At 72.1% G+C, this 14,636-nt stretch carries 16 protein-coding genes; 12 read left to right on the top strand and 4 right to left on the bottom strand.

From position 1 onward, the window contains the following. The first annotated feature begins 15 nt into the window (after window positions 1-15). Window positions 16-642, top strand: coding sequence for a DJ-1/PfpI family protein (locus tag AB0D66_RS09845; RefSeq protein ID WP_362299382.1), 627 nt, complete (start codon window positions 16-18; stop codon window positions 640-642). Here the strand turns inward: AB0D66_RS09845 and AB0D66_RS09840 are convergent. Then, window positions 629-1,387: an enoyl-CoA hydratase/isomerase family protein gene (locus tag AB0D66_RS09840; RefSeq protein ID WP_362299378.1), complete on the bottom strand. Its 759-nt coding sequence runs from the start codon at window positions 1,385-1,387 to the stop codon at window positions 629-631. The genes AB0D66_RS09845 and AB0D66_RS09840 overlap by 14 nt on opposite strands. 78 nt (window positions 1,388-1,465) lie before the next feature. On the opposite strand from AB0D66_RS09840, the gene AB0D66_RS09835 reads away from it, so the two are divergent. Beyond that, complete coding sequence (locus tag AB0D66_RS09835; protein WP_362299375.1) at window positions 1,466-2,143, top strand: DUF308 domain-containing protein; 678 nt, start codon at window positions 1,466-1,468, stop codon at window positions 2,141-2,143. Between the two features lie 130 nt (window positions 2,144-2,273). Further along, window positions 2,274-2,780, top strand: coding sequence for an ATP-binding protein (locus tag AB0D66_RS09830; RefSeq protein WP_362299816.1), 507 nt, complete (start codon window positions 2,274-2,276; stop codon window positions 2,778-2,780). Between the two features lie 44 nt (window positions 2,781-2,824). Here AB0D66_RS09830 and idi read toward each other — a convergent pair whose 3' ends face one another. From idi to AB0D66_RS09815, 3 genes are all read right to left on the bottom strand, one after another. Beyond that, window positions 2,825-3,424, bottom strand: a complete 600-nt coding sequence (gene idi, locus AB0D66_RS09825) for an isopentenyl-diphosphate Delta-isomerase (RefSeq protein ID WP_361752795.1) — start codon at window positions 3,422-3,424, stop codon at window positions 2,825-2,827. 142 nt (window positions 3,425-3,566) lie between these two features. Further along, entirely contained in the window at window positions 3,567-4,868 is a 1,302-nt protein-coding gene (locus tag AB0D66_RS09820) for a bifunctional class I SAM-dependent methyltransferase/N-acetyltransferase (RefSeq protein WP_362299372.1), read from the bottom strand. 426 nt (window positions 4,869-5,294) lie between these two features. Continuing rightward, window positions 5,295-5,432 (bottom strand): hypothetical protein, encoded by a 138-nt coding sequence (locus tag AB0D66_RS09815; protein ID WP_362299369.1) that lies wholly within the window; start codon window positions 5,430-5,432, stop codon window positions 5,295-5,297. Between AB0D66_RS09815 and AB0D66_RS09810 the strand changes: the two genes are divergently transcribed. The 9 genes from AB0D66_RS09810 to hpnD all read left to right on the top strand — a co-directional run bounded on the left by AB0D66_RS09810 (window position 5,433) and on the right by hpnD (window position 14,533). Next, window positions 5,433-7,040, top strand: coding sequence for a DUF5941 domain-containing protein (locus tag AB0D66_RS09810; RefSeq protein ID WP_362299366.1), 1,608 nt, complete (start codon window positions 5,433-5,435; stop codon window positions 7,038-7,040). Beyond that, complete coding sequence (locus AB0D66_RS09805) at window positions 7,037-7,789, top strand: phosphocholine cytidylyltransferase family protein (RefSeq protein ID WP_362299364.1); 753 nt, start codon at window positions 7,037-7,039, stop codon at window positions 7,787-7,789. Before AB0D66_RS09810 ends, AB0D66_RS09805 begins: the two co-directional genes overlap by 4 nt. Next, on the top strand, window positions 7,777-8,838 hold the full coding sequence (locus AB0D66_RS09800) for an iron-containing alcohol dehydrogenase family protein (protein WP_362299361.1): 1,062 nt from the start codon (window positions 7,777-7,779) through the stop codon (window positions 8,836-8,838). Before AB0D66_RS09805 ends, AB0D66_RS09800 begins: the two co-directional genes overlap by 13 nt. Next, entirely contained in the window at window positions 8,816-9,595 is a 780-nt protein-coding gene (locus AB0D66_RS09795) for a CDP-alcohol phosphatidyltransferase family protein (RefSeq protein WP_362299358.1), read from the top strand. Before AB0D66_RS09800 ends, AB0D66_RS09795 begins: the two co-directional genes overlap by 23 nt. Window positions 9,596-9,603: 8 nt before the next feature. Then, window positions 9,604-10,485: a glycosyltransferase gene (locus AB0D66_RS09790; RefSeq protein WP_362299814.1), complete on the top strand. Its 882-nt coding sequence runs from the start codon at window positions 9,604-9,606 to the stop codon at window positions 10,483-10,485. A gap of 94 nt (window positions 10,486-10,579) precedes the next feature. Beyond that, window positions 10,580-11,509, top strand: a complete 930-nt coding sequence (locus AB0D66_RS09785; protein WP_362299355.1) for an ABC transporter permease — start codon at window positions 10,580-10,582, stop codon at window positions 11,507-11,509. Further along, window positions 11,502-12,284, top strand: a complete 783-nt coding sequence (locus AB0D66_RS09780) for an ABC transporter ATP-binding protein (RefSeq protein ID WP_362299352.1) — start codon at window positions 11,502-11,504, stop codon at window positions 12,282-12,284. The genes AB0D66_RS09785 and AB0D66_RS09780 overlap by 8 nt, the downstream gene beginning before the upstream one ends. Before the next feature lie 372 nt (window positions 12,285-12,656). Then, window positions 12,657-13,586: a squalene synthase HpnC gene (gene hpnC / locus AB0D66_RS09775; protein ID WP_362299349.1), complete on the top strand. Its 930-nt coding sequence runs from the start codon at window positions 12,657-12,659 to the stop codon at window positions 13,584-13,586. Next, a complete protein-coding gene (hpnD, locus tag AB0D66_RS09770) occupies window positions 13,583-14,533 on the top strand; it encodes a presqualene diphosphate synthase HpnD (RefSeq protein ID WP_362299346.1) in 951 nt (316 codons plus the stop codon). The genes hpnC and hpnD overlap by 4 nt, the downstream gene beginning before the upstream one ends. Window positions 14,534-14,636: the final 103 nt, after the last annotated feature.

Below are 14,636 nucleotides of genomic sequence, written 5' to 3'. Positions count from 1 at the left end.
CGCTCCGGAGGAGCCATGCAGATCGCCGTACTGCTCTACGACCGCTTCACCGCCCTCGATGCCATCGGTCCCTTCGACACCCTCGGCCGGCTCCAGGAGGCCGAGACGGTGTTCGTGTCCGAGCGCCCCGGGCCCGTGCGGACCGACAACGGGTCCCTGGCGCTCGTCGCCGACAAGGCCCTCCACGAGGTGACCCGGCCCGACATCGTCCTCGTGCCCGGTGGGCCGCACCCCGAGCTGGAGATGGAGAACCCCGCCGTGCTGCAGTGGCTGCGGGACGTCGACGCGACCAGCACCTGGACGACCTCCGTCTGCACCGGGTCCCTGCTGCTCGCCGCCGCCGGGCTGCTCGACGGGCGGCGGGCCGCCGGCCACTGGCTGTACCTGGACCAGCTGCCGCGGTTCGGGGCGGAGCCCACCGGGGAGCGGGTGGTGTTCGACGGGAAGTACGTCACCGCGGCGGGTGTCTCCGCCGGGATCGACATGGGCCTCACGCTGCTCGGCAGGATCGCCGGTGACGAGTTCGCCCAGACCGTCCAGTTGATGACGGAGTACGACCCCCAGCCGCCCTACGACGCCGGTTCCCCGGACAAGGCTCCGGCCGAGCTCGTCGCGCGGCTGCGGGCGGTCAATCCGCTGTAGGCCAGCGGAAGACGGGCGCCCGGCGCTCGAGGAACGCGGCGACGCCCTCCGCGGTGTCGCCGCTCCCGGCCGCCTGCGCGGCCCAGTGGGCGTCCCGGTCGGTCCGCCCGTCCGCGAACTCCTTGGCCGCCGCCTGTGTCAGCTGCGACCTCGTGACGAGGGTCCGGGTGAACTCGGCCACCCGCTTGTCCAGTTGGCCCGCCGGCAGCAGCTCGTCCAGGAAGCCGGTGCGCAGCGCCCGGTCCGCGTCGACCAACTCCGCGGAGAAGAGCAGGTACTTGGCGGCGGCCGGGCCGACCAGCCGGGCCAGCCGCCGGGTCGAGGACGCCGGGTACACGATGCCCAGCTTCGCCGGGGTGACGCCGAAGGAGGCCCCTTCCTCCGCGAACCGCAGATCGCAGGCGCCCGCCAGCTGGCTGCCGCCGCCCACGCAGAACCCGCGGATCGCGGCCAGCGTCGGCTTGGGGAAGGCGGCCAGCGCCTCCTCCGCCGCCACGGCGAGCGCCTGCGGGTCCTCGTCCCCGGTCAGCGAGGAGATGTCCGCGCCCGCGCAGAAGGTCGCTCCCGCCCCGGTCAGGACGAGCACCCGGACGGCCGGATCGGCCGCCAGCCCCGGCAGCAGTTCCGGCAGGGCCCGCCACATGGCGGCCGTCATGGCGTTGCGCTTGGCGGGGTGCGAGATGACGACGGTGGCGACCCCGTCGGCGATGGTGTGGCGGAGGGCTGCGTCCGGGGCTGCGTCCATGCGCCGGATGCTATCCCGGGGTGTCCTCCCTATGATCAAGGGGAGTCCGTCCGGGGGGTGCGAGGAGGTGGCACGTCCATGGAGGCAGACCGTACCGAGGGCAGGGGCCGGGCGCCGCAGCGGGAGAAGAAGCAGCTCAGCCGTAGTTTCGGGCTGCTCGCCGCGCTCGGGGTGATCCTCGTGCTGGCCGGCCTGGTGGGTCTGGTCTACACCGGTGTGGCCACCCTGACCTCGATGTTCCTCTTCGGCTGGCTGCTGCTGATCGGCGGTCTGGTCGGGCTGCTGCAAGCGGTCCAGTCCCGCAAGAGCAACTACTTCTGGCTCGCGGTCATCGTCGCCGCCGTCAATCTGGCGGCGGGCTTCGTCATCCTGCGCCGGCCCGAGGCGAGCGCCGAGGCGCTGACCATGTTCGCCGCGCTGCTCTTCCTCACCGGCGGGCTGTTCCGGCTCGCGGGCGCCCTCGTGGTGCGGGGGGCGAACTTCGGGCTCTCGCTCGTCCAGGGCGCCTTCGGGGTCCTGCTGGGCATCCTGATCCTGTCGAGCTGGCCCGGCAGCAGCCGCTACGTGATCGGAGCGTTCTTCTCCCTCGCCCTGCTGTTCGACGGCCTGAGCCTGATCGCCGTGGGCATGGGAGCCCGGCGCATCCTGGGGTTGGTCAGCGACGACGCGGCCGAGCCGGGGTCCGCCGCCGCGGACAGGACCGGAGCGGCGGCCGAGAAGCGTCCCGTAGAAGATCAGGAACAGTCGAACAACTGACTCTGTCATACGCCATTGGTCAGAAAGTGTCCGATAGGCGCTGACTTATGGTCAGCGGCGCGGCCCGGATCAGGCTGTTCCCCACTCTTGACGCGTGGAGACGATCGAGCGCGAAGACGGGGGACGGAAGATGGATGTCAGCGGGAATGTCCCGCCAGCCCGGGAGGCGGAGCCAGAGGCTCCGGCCGACCCCCTCGCGTACGAGGGAGTGTGGAGGTTCACGGCTCCCGCGGTAGAAGAATCCGTTCCGCAGGCGCGCCGCGCCGTGCGGGACCTGCTCGGGCGGCAGGGGGTGGCGGGCCGGGAGGACCTCGTGTACTCGCTGCTGCTGATCGTCTCCGAGCTGGTGACGAACTCGGTCCGGCACGCCGCCCTGCTCTCTCCGGAAGTGGCCGTCGAGGTCGCGATCGGCCGGGAGTGGGTACGGGTGGCCGTCGAGGACAACCACCCGTACCGCCCCAAGGCGCTGGAGGCCGATTTCGGCCAGACCGGCGGCCGGGGGCTGCTCCTGGTACGGGAGATCACGCTGGAGGCCGGCGGGGTCTGCGACGTGGAGCACACGTCCACGGGCGGCAAGGTCATCTGGGCGGCCCTGCCGCTCACGGCCCCGCCCCACCCCGCGACTCCCGTCGTGTGAGCCACCCGTCGTGTGAACCTCGGCGCGTGAACCGTCCGGGCCGGCTACCAGCCCGCGGCGTCGCCGGTCAGCTCGCGGATCGCGGGCCGTGCCGCGTCCAGGACCGTCATGAACCACGCCGAGAACGGCACTTCGGCATGCCGCTTCGCCAGTTCGCCGGCGGTGACGAAGACGGTGTCCCCGACCTCCTCCGGATCCGGCCGCAGGGCCGACTGGGCCAGTCCCACGAAAAGGTGGTTGAACTCCTGCTCCACCAGACCCGACGCGGGGTCCGGGTGGTTGTAGCGGACCGTCCCCGCCTCCGCGAGCAGCGAGGGCGACAGCCCCAGCTCCTCGTGGGTCCGCCGGGCCGCGGCCGCGAACGGCGACTCCCCGGGGTAGGGGTGACCGCAGCAGGTGTTCGACCAGACGCCGGGGGAGTGGTACTTCCCGAGGGCCCGCTGCTGGAGCAGCAGGCGGCCCTGCTCGTCGAAGAGGAACACGGAGAACGCCCGGTGCAGCTGCCCGGGTGCCTGATGAGCGGAGAGCTTCTCCGCCGTGCCGATGGTGTTGCCGGACTCGTCGACCAGTTCGAGCATGATCGGTTCTTGAGTACCGGTGCCGTTGGTCGCGCTGTTCGCGGCGGTGGCTGGTGGTGTCGGCATACCCATCCTTCGCTTCGGACTCCGGCCTTCAGTCTGCCGTACAAAAGAGGCTTGTCCCCACTTCGGAGATCCGCGCATGTCTGCCCCCCGTCGCGTGATAAGCGACGAGGGGCAGATCACTTCACCACCCGCGACCGCGGTGTCAGACCCCGAAAGGCGCCGGGTACCCGATCGTGCCGGCAGGCACCGGAACGGAATCGTCCAGTACCAGCGCCATCATGGCCTCGTCCGGAACCTCGAAGGGCGCCCGGATCCCGAAGCGCGAGGCCGGCACGAAACCGAAGCGCGGGTAGTACTCCGGGTGGCCCAGCACCAGGACCAGGGACTCCCCGCGCTCCTTGGCCGCCGCCAGCACGGCCCGGACGACCGAGCTGCCCGCGCCCGAGCGCTGGAGCGCCGGGTCCGCGGCCACCGGGGCGAGCGCGAGGGCCCGTGCCCCGTCCACCCGGCACACGGTGAGCAGCGCGTGCGCCGCCACCGAGCCGTCCGGGGCCTCGGCCACGTACGACAGCCCGGGCACCCAGGCCTCGTCCGCGCGCAGCGCGTCCACGAGATCCGCCTCCAGCGGGGTCTCGAACGCCGCGAGGTTGACGGCCCGTACGGCGGCCGCGTCGGCCGGGGCCTCCGGCCGGGCCGGCCAGGCGCCGCCGTCCCCGGCGGTCACCGGGCGCAGGACGTAGCCCGTGTACCCGTACTCGTGCCCGTGCCGGGCGCGCAGGGCGAGCTCCTCGCGGGCGCCGGCCAGGGCGGCCGCCATCGCGGGACCGGCACCGCCCGGGTGGGCCGCGACCCGCTCGGCGAGCGGGCCGTAGTACTCGGCCCAGTCCGAGTCGGGCAGGTCGTGCACGCCGAGCACCCGGTACCCGGCGGCCTGGGCGGCCGCGAGATGGCCGGCGGTGGTGCGCAGCGGGTACTGCCCGTCCCAGAAGGCGCGGGCGCCGGCGGACGGCTCCCCGACGGTCCACTGGCACTCGGTCAGCACCAGGGTGCCGCCGGGGGCGAGCAGCCGCTTCCACCGCGCGAGCGCGGTGTCGAAGCCGATGAGGTAGGCGGAGCCCTCCGCCCAGACGAGGTCGAAGGAGCCGTCGGGGAAGCCCTCGGAGCCGTCGGCGGCCTCCTGCGGGAGGTCTCCGATGTCCGCCCTGACGGTGCGGATCCGGTCGCCGAGCCCGCGGGCCCCGGCGGCCGCGCGCAGTTCCTCGAGGAACGGTGCGTGCAGGTCGACGGCGGTCACCTCGGCGCCGTGCCGACCGGCTTCCGCGGCGAGCAGCAGGGCGCTGCGGCCCGGACCGCAGCCCAGGTCGAGGACGCGCGGCCGCTCGGGCAGCGGTCCGCACAGGGAGAGCAGGCGCCGGGTGCTCGCGTCGGAACCGGGAGCCTGCCGGGGCAGGCCGTGGTGCAGGGCGAAGAAGGCGTGCTCGAAGGTGTTGGTGTTGTCGGTCAACGTGAACCCTTGAAAACGGGGGCACCGGCCGACGGGGCCGTTCAGCGTGTGTGATCAGGCCCGGCCGGTCGCCCGGGGGAGATGGGGGATGCACCGGAGTTCGCTGCGCATGGCCGCGACCACTGCGACGGTCATCAACCCACCTCTTTCCACTCGACACGATCAGGGGCGTGTCCACCGTAACATCCGGGCCGTTTGTGGTACCGCGCGTGATCGTCAATGATGATCACGCCCCGGCCCGGGGGCCGGGGGTATGCGGCTTATCAGGGCGTAAACGGGTGGTGAACCCCTGCTTCCATTCATCCGATAGCCTCTGCCGACGTGCCGCCGCCCCATGAGGCGCCCGTCCGGAGCCAGTCCGGACTTCGTTACAAGGAGTGAGTTCGTCTGCCGACCGTCATCCTCACCGGCCTGCCGGTCCCCGGATCACCGCTCGCCGACGAGCTGCGCTCCCTCGGGTTCGAGGTCCGCCCCGCCGCCGGTCCCCAGGACGCGGCCGCCGCCCTGGCCGCCGTACCCGCGGACCAGCGCGTGGCCGTGGTGGACAGCGCCTTCGTCGGGCACGTGCACACGCTGCGCCTCGCGCTGACCGACCCCCGCTTCGACGCCTGCGCGGTCACCGGCGCCCTCGCCGTCCAGCCCGGCGCCCGCGAGGCGCTCGACAAGGCCGCCGCCGCCCCGGACGACGGCGCGGGCCCCTACGCCGACCGGCTCGCCGCCGCGGTCGAGGCCGCCGGCACGGCCGTCCAGCGGCCCGAGCTCGGCACCCTCGTCGCCGCCGTCCCCGCCACCGCGGCGGACCGCGACGCGGCCGTCGCCGCCGTCGCCGCCGTCGACGACGAGGCCGTGCGCCTGCGGACCGCCGTGAAGTCCCGCGACGGCTTCTTCACCACCTTCCTCATCAGCCCGTACTCGCGCTACATCGCCCGCTGGTGCGCGCGCCGCGGCCTGACCCCGAACCAGGTCACCACCGCCTCCCTGGTCACCGCTCTGATCGCGGCCGGCTGCGCCGCCACCGGCGACCGCTGGGGCTACGTCGCGGCCGGGGTGCTGCTCCTCTTCTCCTTCGTCCTGGACTGCACCGACGGGCAGCTCGCCCGCTACTCGCTCCAGTACTCGACGATGGGCGCCTGGCTCGACGCGACCTTCGACCGCGCCAAGGAGTACGCCTTCTACGCGGGACTCGCCCTCGGGGCGGCCCGCCACGGCGACGACGTCTGGGCGCTCGCCCTCGGCGCGATGATCCTCATGACCTGCCGGCACGTGGTGGACTTCTCCTTCAACGAGGCCAACCACGACGCGACGGCCAACACGAGCCCCACGGCCGCCCTCTCCGACCGGCTCGACAGCGTCGGCTGGACCGTCTGGGTCCGCCGGATGATCATCCTGCCGATCGGGGAGCGCTGGGCGATGATCGCGGTGCTGACCGCCGTCACCACTCCCCGGATCGTCTTCTACGCCCTGCTCGTCGGCTGCGCCTTCGGTGCGCTCTACACGACCGCCGGCCGGGTCCTGCGCTCCCTGACCCGCAAGGCGACGCGTACCGACCGGGCCGCGCAGGCCCTGTACGACCTCACCGACTCCGGCCCGCTCGCCGAGCTGCCGCGCCGGCTGCTGGGAGCCCGCCGGCCCGCCGCGAGCTCCGTGTGGATCGCCGCCTTCGCGGCCGTCGCCCTGATCGGCTTCGCGCTGAGCCGCCCGTTCGGAGACCCGACGCTGATCGCCGCCGCCGTGCTCTACGCCGTGGCCGCCGGCGAGGCCGTCTCCCGCCCCCTCAAGGGCGCCCTGGACTGGCTGATCCCGCCCCTGTTCCGGGCCGCCGAATACGTCACGATCCTGGTGCTCGCCGCCAAGGCGGACGTCCCCGGGGCCCTTCCCGCGGCATTCGGCCTGATCGCGGCGGTCGCCTACCATCACTACGACACGGTGTACCGCATCCGCGGCGGCACCGGCGCGCCGCCGCACTGGCTGGTGCGGACGATCGGCGGCCACGAGGGCCGGGTCCTGCTGGCCACGGTGCTGGCCGCCCTCCTCGCGACGCGCGCCTCGGACTTCCCCGTCGCGCTCACGGCCATGGCCGTGGCCGTGGCACTCGTGGTGCTCGTGGAGAGCATCCGCTTCTGGGTCTCCTCCGGAGCACCCGCCGTACATGACGAAGGAGAACCAGCATGATCGGCCTTGTACTCGCTGCCGGTGCCGGACGCCGTCTGCGTCCCTACACCGACACCCTGCCCAAGGCCCTCGTGCCCGTCGGCCCCGAAGGGCAGGAGGACAGCCTCACCGTCCTCGACCTGACCCTGGGCAACTTCGCCGAGGTCGGCCTCACCGAGGTCGCCGTCGTCGTCGGCTACCGCAAGGAGGCCGTCTACGAGCGCCGCGAGGCCCTGGAGGCCAAGTACGGCGTCAAGATCACGCTGATCGACAACGACAAGGCCGAGGAGTGGAACAACGCCTACTCCCTGTGGTGCGCGCGTGACGTCCTCAAGCAGGGCGTGATCCTCGCCAACGGCGACACCGTCCACCCGGTCTCCGTCGAGAAGACCCTGCTCGCCGCCCGCGGCAACGGCCGGAAGATCATCCTCGCCCTCGACACGGTCAAGAGCCTGGCCGACGAGGAGATGAAGGTCGTCACCGCCGAGGGCCAGGGCGTCCGCAAGATCACCAAGCTGATGGACCCGGCCGACGCGACGGGCGAGTACATCGGTGTCACCCTGATCGAGGCCGAGGCCGCCGAGCAGCTGGCCGAGGCCCTGAAGACCACGTTCGAGCGCGACCCCGACCTCTACTACGAGGACGGCTACCAGCAGCTCGTGAACGACGGCTTCACCATCGACGTGGCTCCCATCGGCGACGTCAAGTGGGTCGAGATCGACAACCACGACGACCTCGCCAAGGGCCGGACGATCGCATGCCAGTACTGACGAGGCTCATCCCCTCGCCCGTCGTCGTCGACATCGCCAGCGGAGCGATGGACGACCTGGCCGGCCTGCTGGCCGACCAGCGGATCTCCGCCTCCGGCAAGCTCGCGATCGCGATCAGCGGGGGTTCGGGCGTGGCGCTGCGCGCCAAGCTGGAGCCCGTGCTGCCGCACGCCGACTGGTACGCCGTCGTCGACGGCACCATCGACTCCGCGGTCAAGCTGGCCGACGACATAAAGGGCCGCCGCTACGACGCCGTCGTGGGCCTGGGCGGCGGCAAGATCATCGACGTGGCGAAGTACGCCGCGGCGCGGGTCGGGCTGCCCATGGTGGCCGTCGCCACGAACCTCTCGCACGACGGCATCTGCTCGCCGGTGTCCATCCTGGACAACGACAACGGCCGCGGCTCCTACGGCGTGCCCACGCCGATCGCCATGGTGATCGACCTCGACGTGATCAAGGAAGCCCCGGTGCGGTTCATCCGCGCGGGCGTCGGCGACGCGATCTCCAACATCTCGGCGATCGCCGACTGGGAGCTCTCGCACGAGATCACCGGCGAGCCCGTCGACGGCCTGGCCGCCGCCATGGCCCGCACCGCGGGCCAGTCGGTCCTGCGCCACCCCGGCGGATGCGGCGACGACGAGTTCCTCACCGTGCTCTCCGAGGGCCTGGTCCTGACCGGTATCGCCATGTCGATCAGCGGGGACACCCGCCCCGCCTCCGGCGCCTGCCACGAGATCAGCCACGCCTTCGACCTGCTCTACCCGGGGCGCTCCGCGCTCCACGGCGAGCAGGTCGGCATCGGCGCCGCCTTCGCGATGCACCTGCGCGGTGCCGGCGAGCTGTCCGGGCTCTTCATCGAGGTGCTGCGCCGGCACGGCCTGCCGGTGACCCCCGAGGAGATCGGCTTCAGCATCGACGAGTTCGTCACGGCCGTCGAGTACGCCCCGCAGACCCGCCCGGGACGCTTCACGATCCTGGAGCACCTCAACCTGTCCGCCGCCGAGATCAGGGACGCTTACGCCGACTATGCCAAGACCATCCGTAGCTGAACTCCGGCCCGTCGTTCACCCGGCGGGCGTGAAGGACCGGGTCAGCGGCGAGCACTGGGGCGGTCGCCTCTACATGCGCGAGATCTCCCTGCGCATCACCCGCTACCTGGTCACCACCAAGGTCACGCCGAACCAGCTGACCTACCTGATGACGCTCGCCGGCGTCCTCGCCGCCCCGGCCCTGCTGGTGCCGGGCGTCTGGGGCGCCGTCCTCGGCGTGGTCGCGGTCCAGCTCTACCTGCTGCTCGACTGCGTCGACGGCGAGGTCGCCCGCTGGAAGAAGCAGTTCTCGCTGTCCGGCGTGTACCTCGACCGGGTCGGCGCGTACCTGTGCGACGCGGCGGTGCTCGTCGGCTTCGGCCTGCGCGCCGCGGACCTGTGGGGCGGCGGCCGGATCGACTGGCTGTGGGCCTTCCTGGGCACCCTGGCCGCGCTCGGCGCGATCCTGATCAAGGCCGAGACCGACCTGGTCGGCGTCGCCCGCCACCAGGCGGGCAAGCCCGTGGTCAAGGACGCGGCCGCCGAGCCGCGCTCGTCCGGCATGGCGCTCGCCCGCCGGGCCGCCGCCGCGCTCAAGTTCCACCGCCTCGTCCTCGGCATCGAGGCCTCCCTGCTCATCCTGGCGCTGGCCGTCGTGGACCAGATCCGCGGCGACCTGTTCTACTCCCGGGTCGGGGTGGCCGTCCTCGCCGCCATCGCACTGCTCCAGACCGTGCTGCACCTGGTGTCGATCCTGGCCTCCAGCAGGCTCAAGTGAGTACGCCGATGCGGCTGGGCGCCGTGATCATCACCATGGGCAACCGCCCGGACGAGCTGAAGGCACTGCTCGACTCGGTCGCCCGGCAGGAGGGCGACCCCGTCGAGGTGGTCGTGGTGGGCCAAGGCGTGCAGGTCACGGGCCTCACCGACCTGCCGCCCGGCGTCCGTACCGTCGACCTGCCCGAGAACCTGGGCATCCCCGGCGGACGCAACGTCGGGATCGAGGCCTTCGGCCCCGGCGGCAGCGAGGTCGACGCCCTGCTCTTCCTGGACGACGACGGCCTGCTCGAGCGCACCGACACCGCCGAGCTGTGCCGGCAGGCCTTCGCGGAGGATCCGGAGCTCGGCATCGTCAGCTTCCGGATCGCGGACCCTGAGACCGGTATCACGCAGCGCCGGCACGTGCCGCGGCTGCGCGCCTCGGACCCGATGCGCTCCTCGCGGGTGACCACCTTCCTGGGCGGCGCCAACGCCGTCCGCACCAAGGTGTTCGAGCAGGTGGGCCCGCTGCCCGGGGAGTTCTTCTACGCGCACGAGGAGACCGACCTGGCCTGGCGGGCGCTCGACGCAGGGTGGCTGATCGACTACCGGGCGGACATGGTGCTGCTGCACCCGACCACCGCCCCCTCCCGGCACGCGGTCTACCACCGTATGGTGGCTCGTAACCGGGTGTGGCTCGCCCGCCGCAACCTGCCCGCTCCGCTGGTCCCGGTCTACCTGGGCGTCTGGCTCCTGCTGACGCTCCTGCGCAGGCCGTCCGCGCCCGCGCTCAAGGCCTGGTTCGGCGGATTCAGGGAGGGGTGGACCACTCCCTGCGGTCCCCGCCGCCCCATGAGATGGCGTACGGTCTGGCGGTTGACCCGGCTGGGCCGACCTCCTGTCATCTGACGAGCCCGCGTCTGGGAACATGGCGCGATCACGGGCTTCGCGCCACCAGCCTGATGCCCCTCCTGCCGCATCTTGAAGACGAAAGTTTCAACTTGTGAGTGACACAACCCACGACGGCGCCCTCGCCACGAGCAGGCCGCCGTCCGAAGACGCGGGGCTGAGCCCCGCGGAGCTCGCCAGGAAGTACGGCCTCTCCGTCAGCGGCGCCCGGCCCGGTCTGGTCGAGTACGTGCGGCAGCTCTGGGGCCGGCGCCACTTCGTCCTGGCCTTCTCGCGGGCCAGGCTGGTCGCGCAGTACAGCCAGGCGAAGCTCGGCCAGGTCTGGCAGGTGGCGACCCCACTGCTGAACGCGGCCGTCTACTGGCTGATCTTCGGCCTGATCCTCGGCGCGGGCCGGGAGATGCCCAAGGGCGTCTACGTCCCGTTCCTGATGATGGGCATCTTCGTCTTCACCTTCACCCAGAGCTCGGTGATGGCCGGCGTCCGGGCGATCTCCGGCAACCTCGGCCTGGTGCGGGCCCTGCACTTCCCGCGCGCCGCCCTCCCGGTGTCCTTCTCGCTGCAGCAGCTGCAGCAGCTGCTCTACTCGATGGTCGTCGTCTTCGTCATCGCGGTCAGCTTCGGCAACTACCCGCGCCTCTCCTGGCTGCTGGTGATCCCGACGCTGGCGCTGCAGTTCCTCTTCAACACCGGCCTCGCCATGATCTTCGCGCGGATGGGCTCCAAGACCCCGGACCTGGCGCAGCTGATGCCGTTCGTGATGCGCACCTGGATGTACGCCTCCGGCGTCATGTTCCCGATCGGGATCTACCTCAAGGACCAGCCGCAGTGGATCAGCGACGTTCTGCTGTGGAACCCGGTGGCGATCTACATGGACCTCATCCGGTTCGCGCTGATCGACGACTACGGCAGCAGCAACCTGCCTCCGCACGTCTGGCTCTTCGCCGTCGGCTGGGCCGTGGTGATCGGCATCGGCGGGTTCGTGTACTTCTGGAAGGCTGAGGAGCGTTACGGCCGTGGCTGACAGTACCCAGGGGCGCGTCCCCACCGTGATCGCGGACGATGTCCACATCGTCTACCGCGTCAACACCGGCAGCGCCGGCAAGGGCGCCGCCACCGCGGCGCTCAGCAAGATAATCCGCCGGGGCAAGGGCGACGCTCCGGGCGTGCGCCGGGTCCACGCCGTGCGCGGGGTCACCTTCACCGCGTACCGGGGCGAGGCGATCGGCCTCATCGGCTCGAACGGCTCCGGCAAGTCGACCCTGCTGCGGGCCATCGCGGGCCTGCTGCCCTGCGAGTCCGGCAAGGTCTACACCGACGGCCAGCCCTCGCTCCTGGGCGTCAACGCGGCCCTGATGAACGACCTGACCGGCGAGCGCAACATCGTCCTCGGCGGTCTCGCCATGGGCATGAGCCGCGAGCAGATCAAGGAGCGCTACCAGGGCATCGTCGACTTCTCGGGGATCAACGAGAAGGGCGACTTCATCTCCCTGCCGATGCGCACCTACTCCTCCGGCATGGCGGCCCGCCTGCGCTTCTCCATCGCGGCGGCCAAGGACCACGACGTCCTGATGATCGACGAGGCCCTGGCCACCGGTGACCGCAGCTTCCAGGTGCGTTCCGAGAACCGCATCCGCGAACTGCGGGAGAAGGCCGGCACCGTCTTCCTGGTGAGCCACAACAACAAGTCCATCCGCGACACCTGTGACCGGGTGCTGTGGCTGGAAAAGGGCGAGCTCCTGATGGACGGGCCCACGGACGAAGTCGTCTCGGCATACGAGAAGGCGTCCAACGGCTGATCACCGCCGCCCGCGGTCCCCGGCCGGACCGCCGAGGCCCCCGCCGCTCAGCGCGGCGGGGGCCTCGGCGTGTCGCGGCAATTTCCGCCGCTATCGGGTGGTGACATTCGGCGGCGACATTCGAGGGCGCGGTGAATACCCCAGCGGTCTTCGAGGCGTTGTACAGCGTAAGCTGAAGCAGTCCTGAATCGCGGCAAGAGGGGACGATTCCCCGCAGGTGAACGGCCTGGCGCACCCCGGGGAAACCCGGGCGGCGTGTCCGAAATAGGATGTATTGGGTCGGCAGTGTAGAACGGGAGATGTGACGGCAATGGCTATGGGAATTCTCCGGCCCCCGGGCGCGACGGCCGTCCCCGCCCCGGGCGGCGGGCGGTGACCCCGGGGGACGGCATCCGCCCCCTGTCCGACACCGTCCACGCACGCGCCACCCTCGGAAAGGCCGCCGCGGAGAACTTCCCCGTGGCCCCCGCGTTCCTGCCCCGCGCCTGGCGGGACGGCCTGACGGCGGTCTACGGCTACGCCCGCCTCGTCGACGACATCGGCGACGGCGACCTGGTCCCCGGCGGACGCGACGCCGTGCTCCTCGGCCTCGGCCCGGCCGCGGTGGACGACCGGCTCGCCATGCTCGACGCCTTCGAGGCCGACCTGTGGCGCGTTTTCGGCGGTCCCGACGGCCCGCCGCGCCACCCGCTGATGCGGGCCCTGCAGCCCGTGGTCCGCGCCCACCGGCTCACCCCCGAGCCGTTCCTCGGGCTCATCGAGGCCAACCGCCAGGACCAGCGGATCGCGCGCTACGGGACGTACGGGGACCTCCTCGCCTACTGCGAGCTGTCCGCCAACCCGGTGGGCCGCCTCGTGCTCTCCCTCACCGGCACCTCCACCCCCGAGCGGATCCGCCGCTCCGACGCGGTCTGCACGGCCCTGCAGATCGCCGAGCACCTCCAGGACGTCACCGAGGACCTCGCCCGGGACCGGATCTACCTGCCCGCCGAGGACATGCGCCGCTTCCACGTCGCCGAGCCCGACCTCAAGGCCCCGTCCGCCGGCGCGTCCGTACGCTCCCTGATCGCCTACGAAACCGAACGCGCCCGGGAGCTGCTGGATGAGGGCACCCCCCTCGTGGGCAGCGTGCACGGCAGGCTCCGGCTGCTGCTCGCGGGCTTCGTGGGAGGGGGACGTGCCGCCCTGAGAGCCGTCACCGCCGCCGGCTTCGACGTACTGCCCGGCCCGCCCAAGCCCACCAAGAGCGGCCTGATCCGCGAGGTGGCCGCCGTCCTGCGCACTGCGCCGAGAAAGGGGTGAGCCCGACCGTGGAGGGCCCCACACACGTGTCCGCGCCGGTCCTGGCGGCATACGGCTACTGCGAGGCCGTCACCGGATCGCAGGCGCGCAACTTCGCGTACGGCATCCGGCTGCTGCCCACCGACAAGCGGCAGGCGATGTCCGCGCTGTACGCCTTCTCCCGGCGGGTCGACGACATCGGCGACGGCGCGCTGGCGCCCGAGGCGAAGCTGGTACGGCTGGAGGAGACCCGCGCCCTGCTCGGGCGGATCCGCGCCGAGCAGGTCGACGAGGACGACACCGACCCCGTCGCCGTCGCCCTCGCACACGCCGCGCGCCGCTTCCCCATCCCGCTCGGCGGCCTCGACGAGCTCATCGACGGCGTCCTGATGGACGTGCGCGGCGAGACGTACGAGACCTGGGACGACCTCAAGGCCTACTGCCGGTGCGTCGCCGGGGCCATCGGGCGGCTCTCGCTCGGCGTGTTCGGCACCGCGCCGGGGGTCGCGGACGCAGCCCGCGCCGCCGAGTACGCCGACACGCTCGGCCTCGCCCTGCAACTCACCAACATCCTGCGGGACGTTCGCGAGGACGCCGTCAACGGGCGCACCTACCTGCCGGCCGAGGACCTGGCCAAGTTCGGCTGCTCCGAGGGCTTCCACGCGGACCGGGCCCCCCTGGGGTCCGACTTCGCCGGGCTCGTCCACCACGAAGTACGGCGCGCCCGGGCGCTGTTCGCCGAGGGCTACCGGCTGCTGCCGATGCTCGACCGGCGCAGCGGCGCCTGCGTGGCCGCCATGGCCGGCATCTACCGCCGCCTGCTCGACCGCATCGAGCGGGAGCCGGAGGCGGTCCTGCGCGGCCGCGTCTCGCTGCCCCCGCACGAGAAGGCGTACGTCGCCGTGCGCGGACTCTCGGGCCTCGACGCCCGGACCATCTCCCGCCAGACCACCCGGAGGCGCACCTGATGCCCCCGACCACCCGCCAGTGGGCGCCCGCCCTGCTTCCGCTGCCGCCCGCCACCAGCCTCGTCGGCCTCGCCCGCGACGCCCACTGGAGCAGCCTCACGGC

Source organism: Streptomyces sp. NPDC048270 (genome assembly GCF_040652335.1).
In the GTDB taxonomy this organism is placed as follows: Bacteria; Actinomycetota; Actinomycetes; order Streptomycetales; family Streptomycetaceae; genus Streptomyces.
This window is presented reverse-complemented; position numbering and strand designations above follow the sequence as displayed.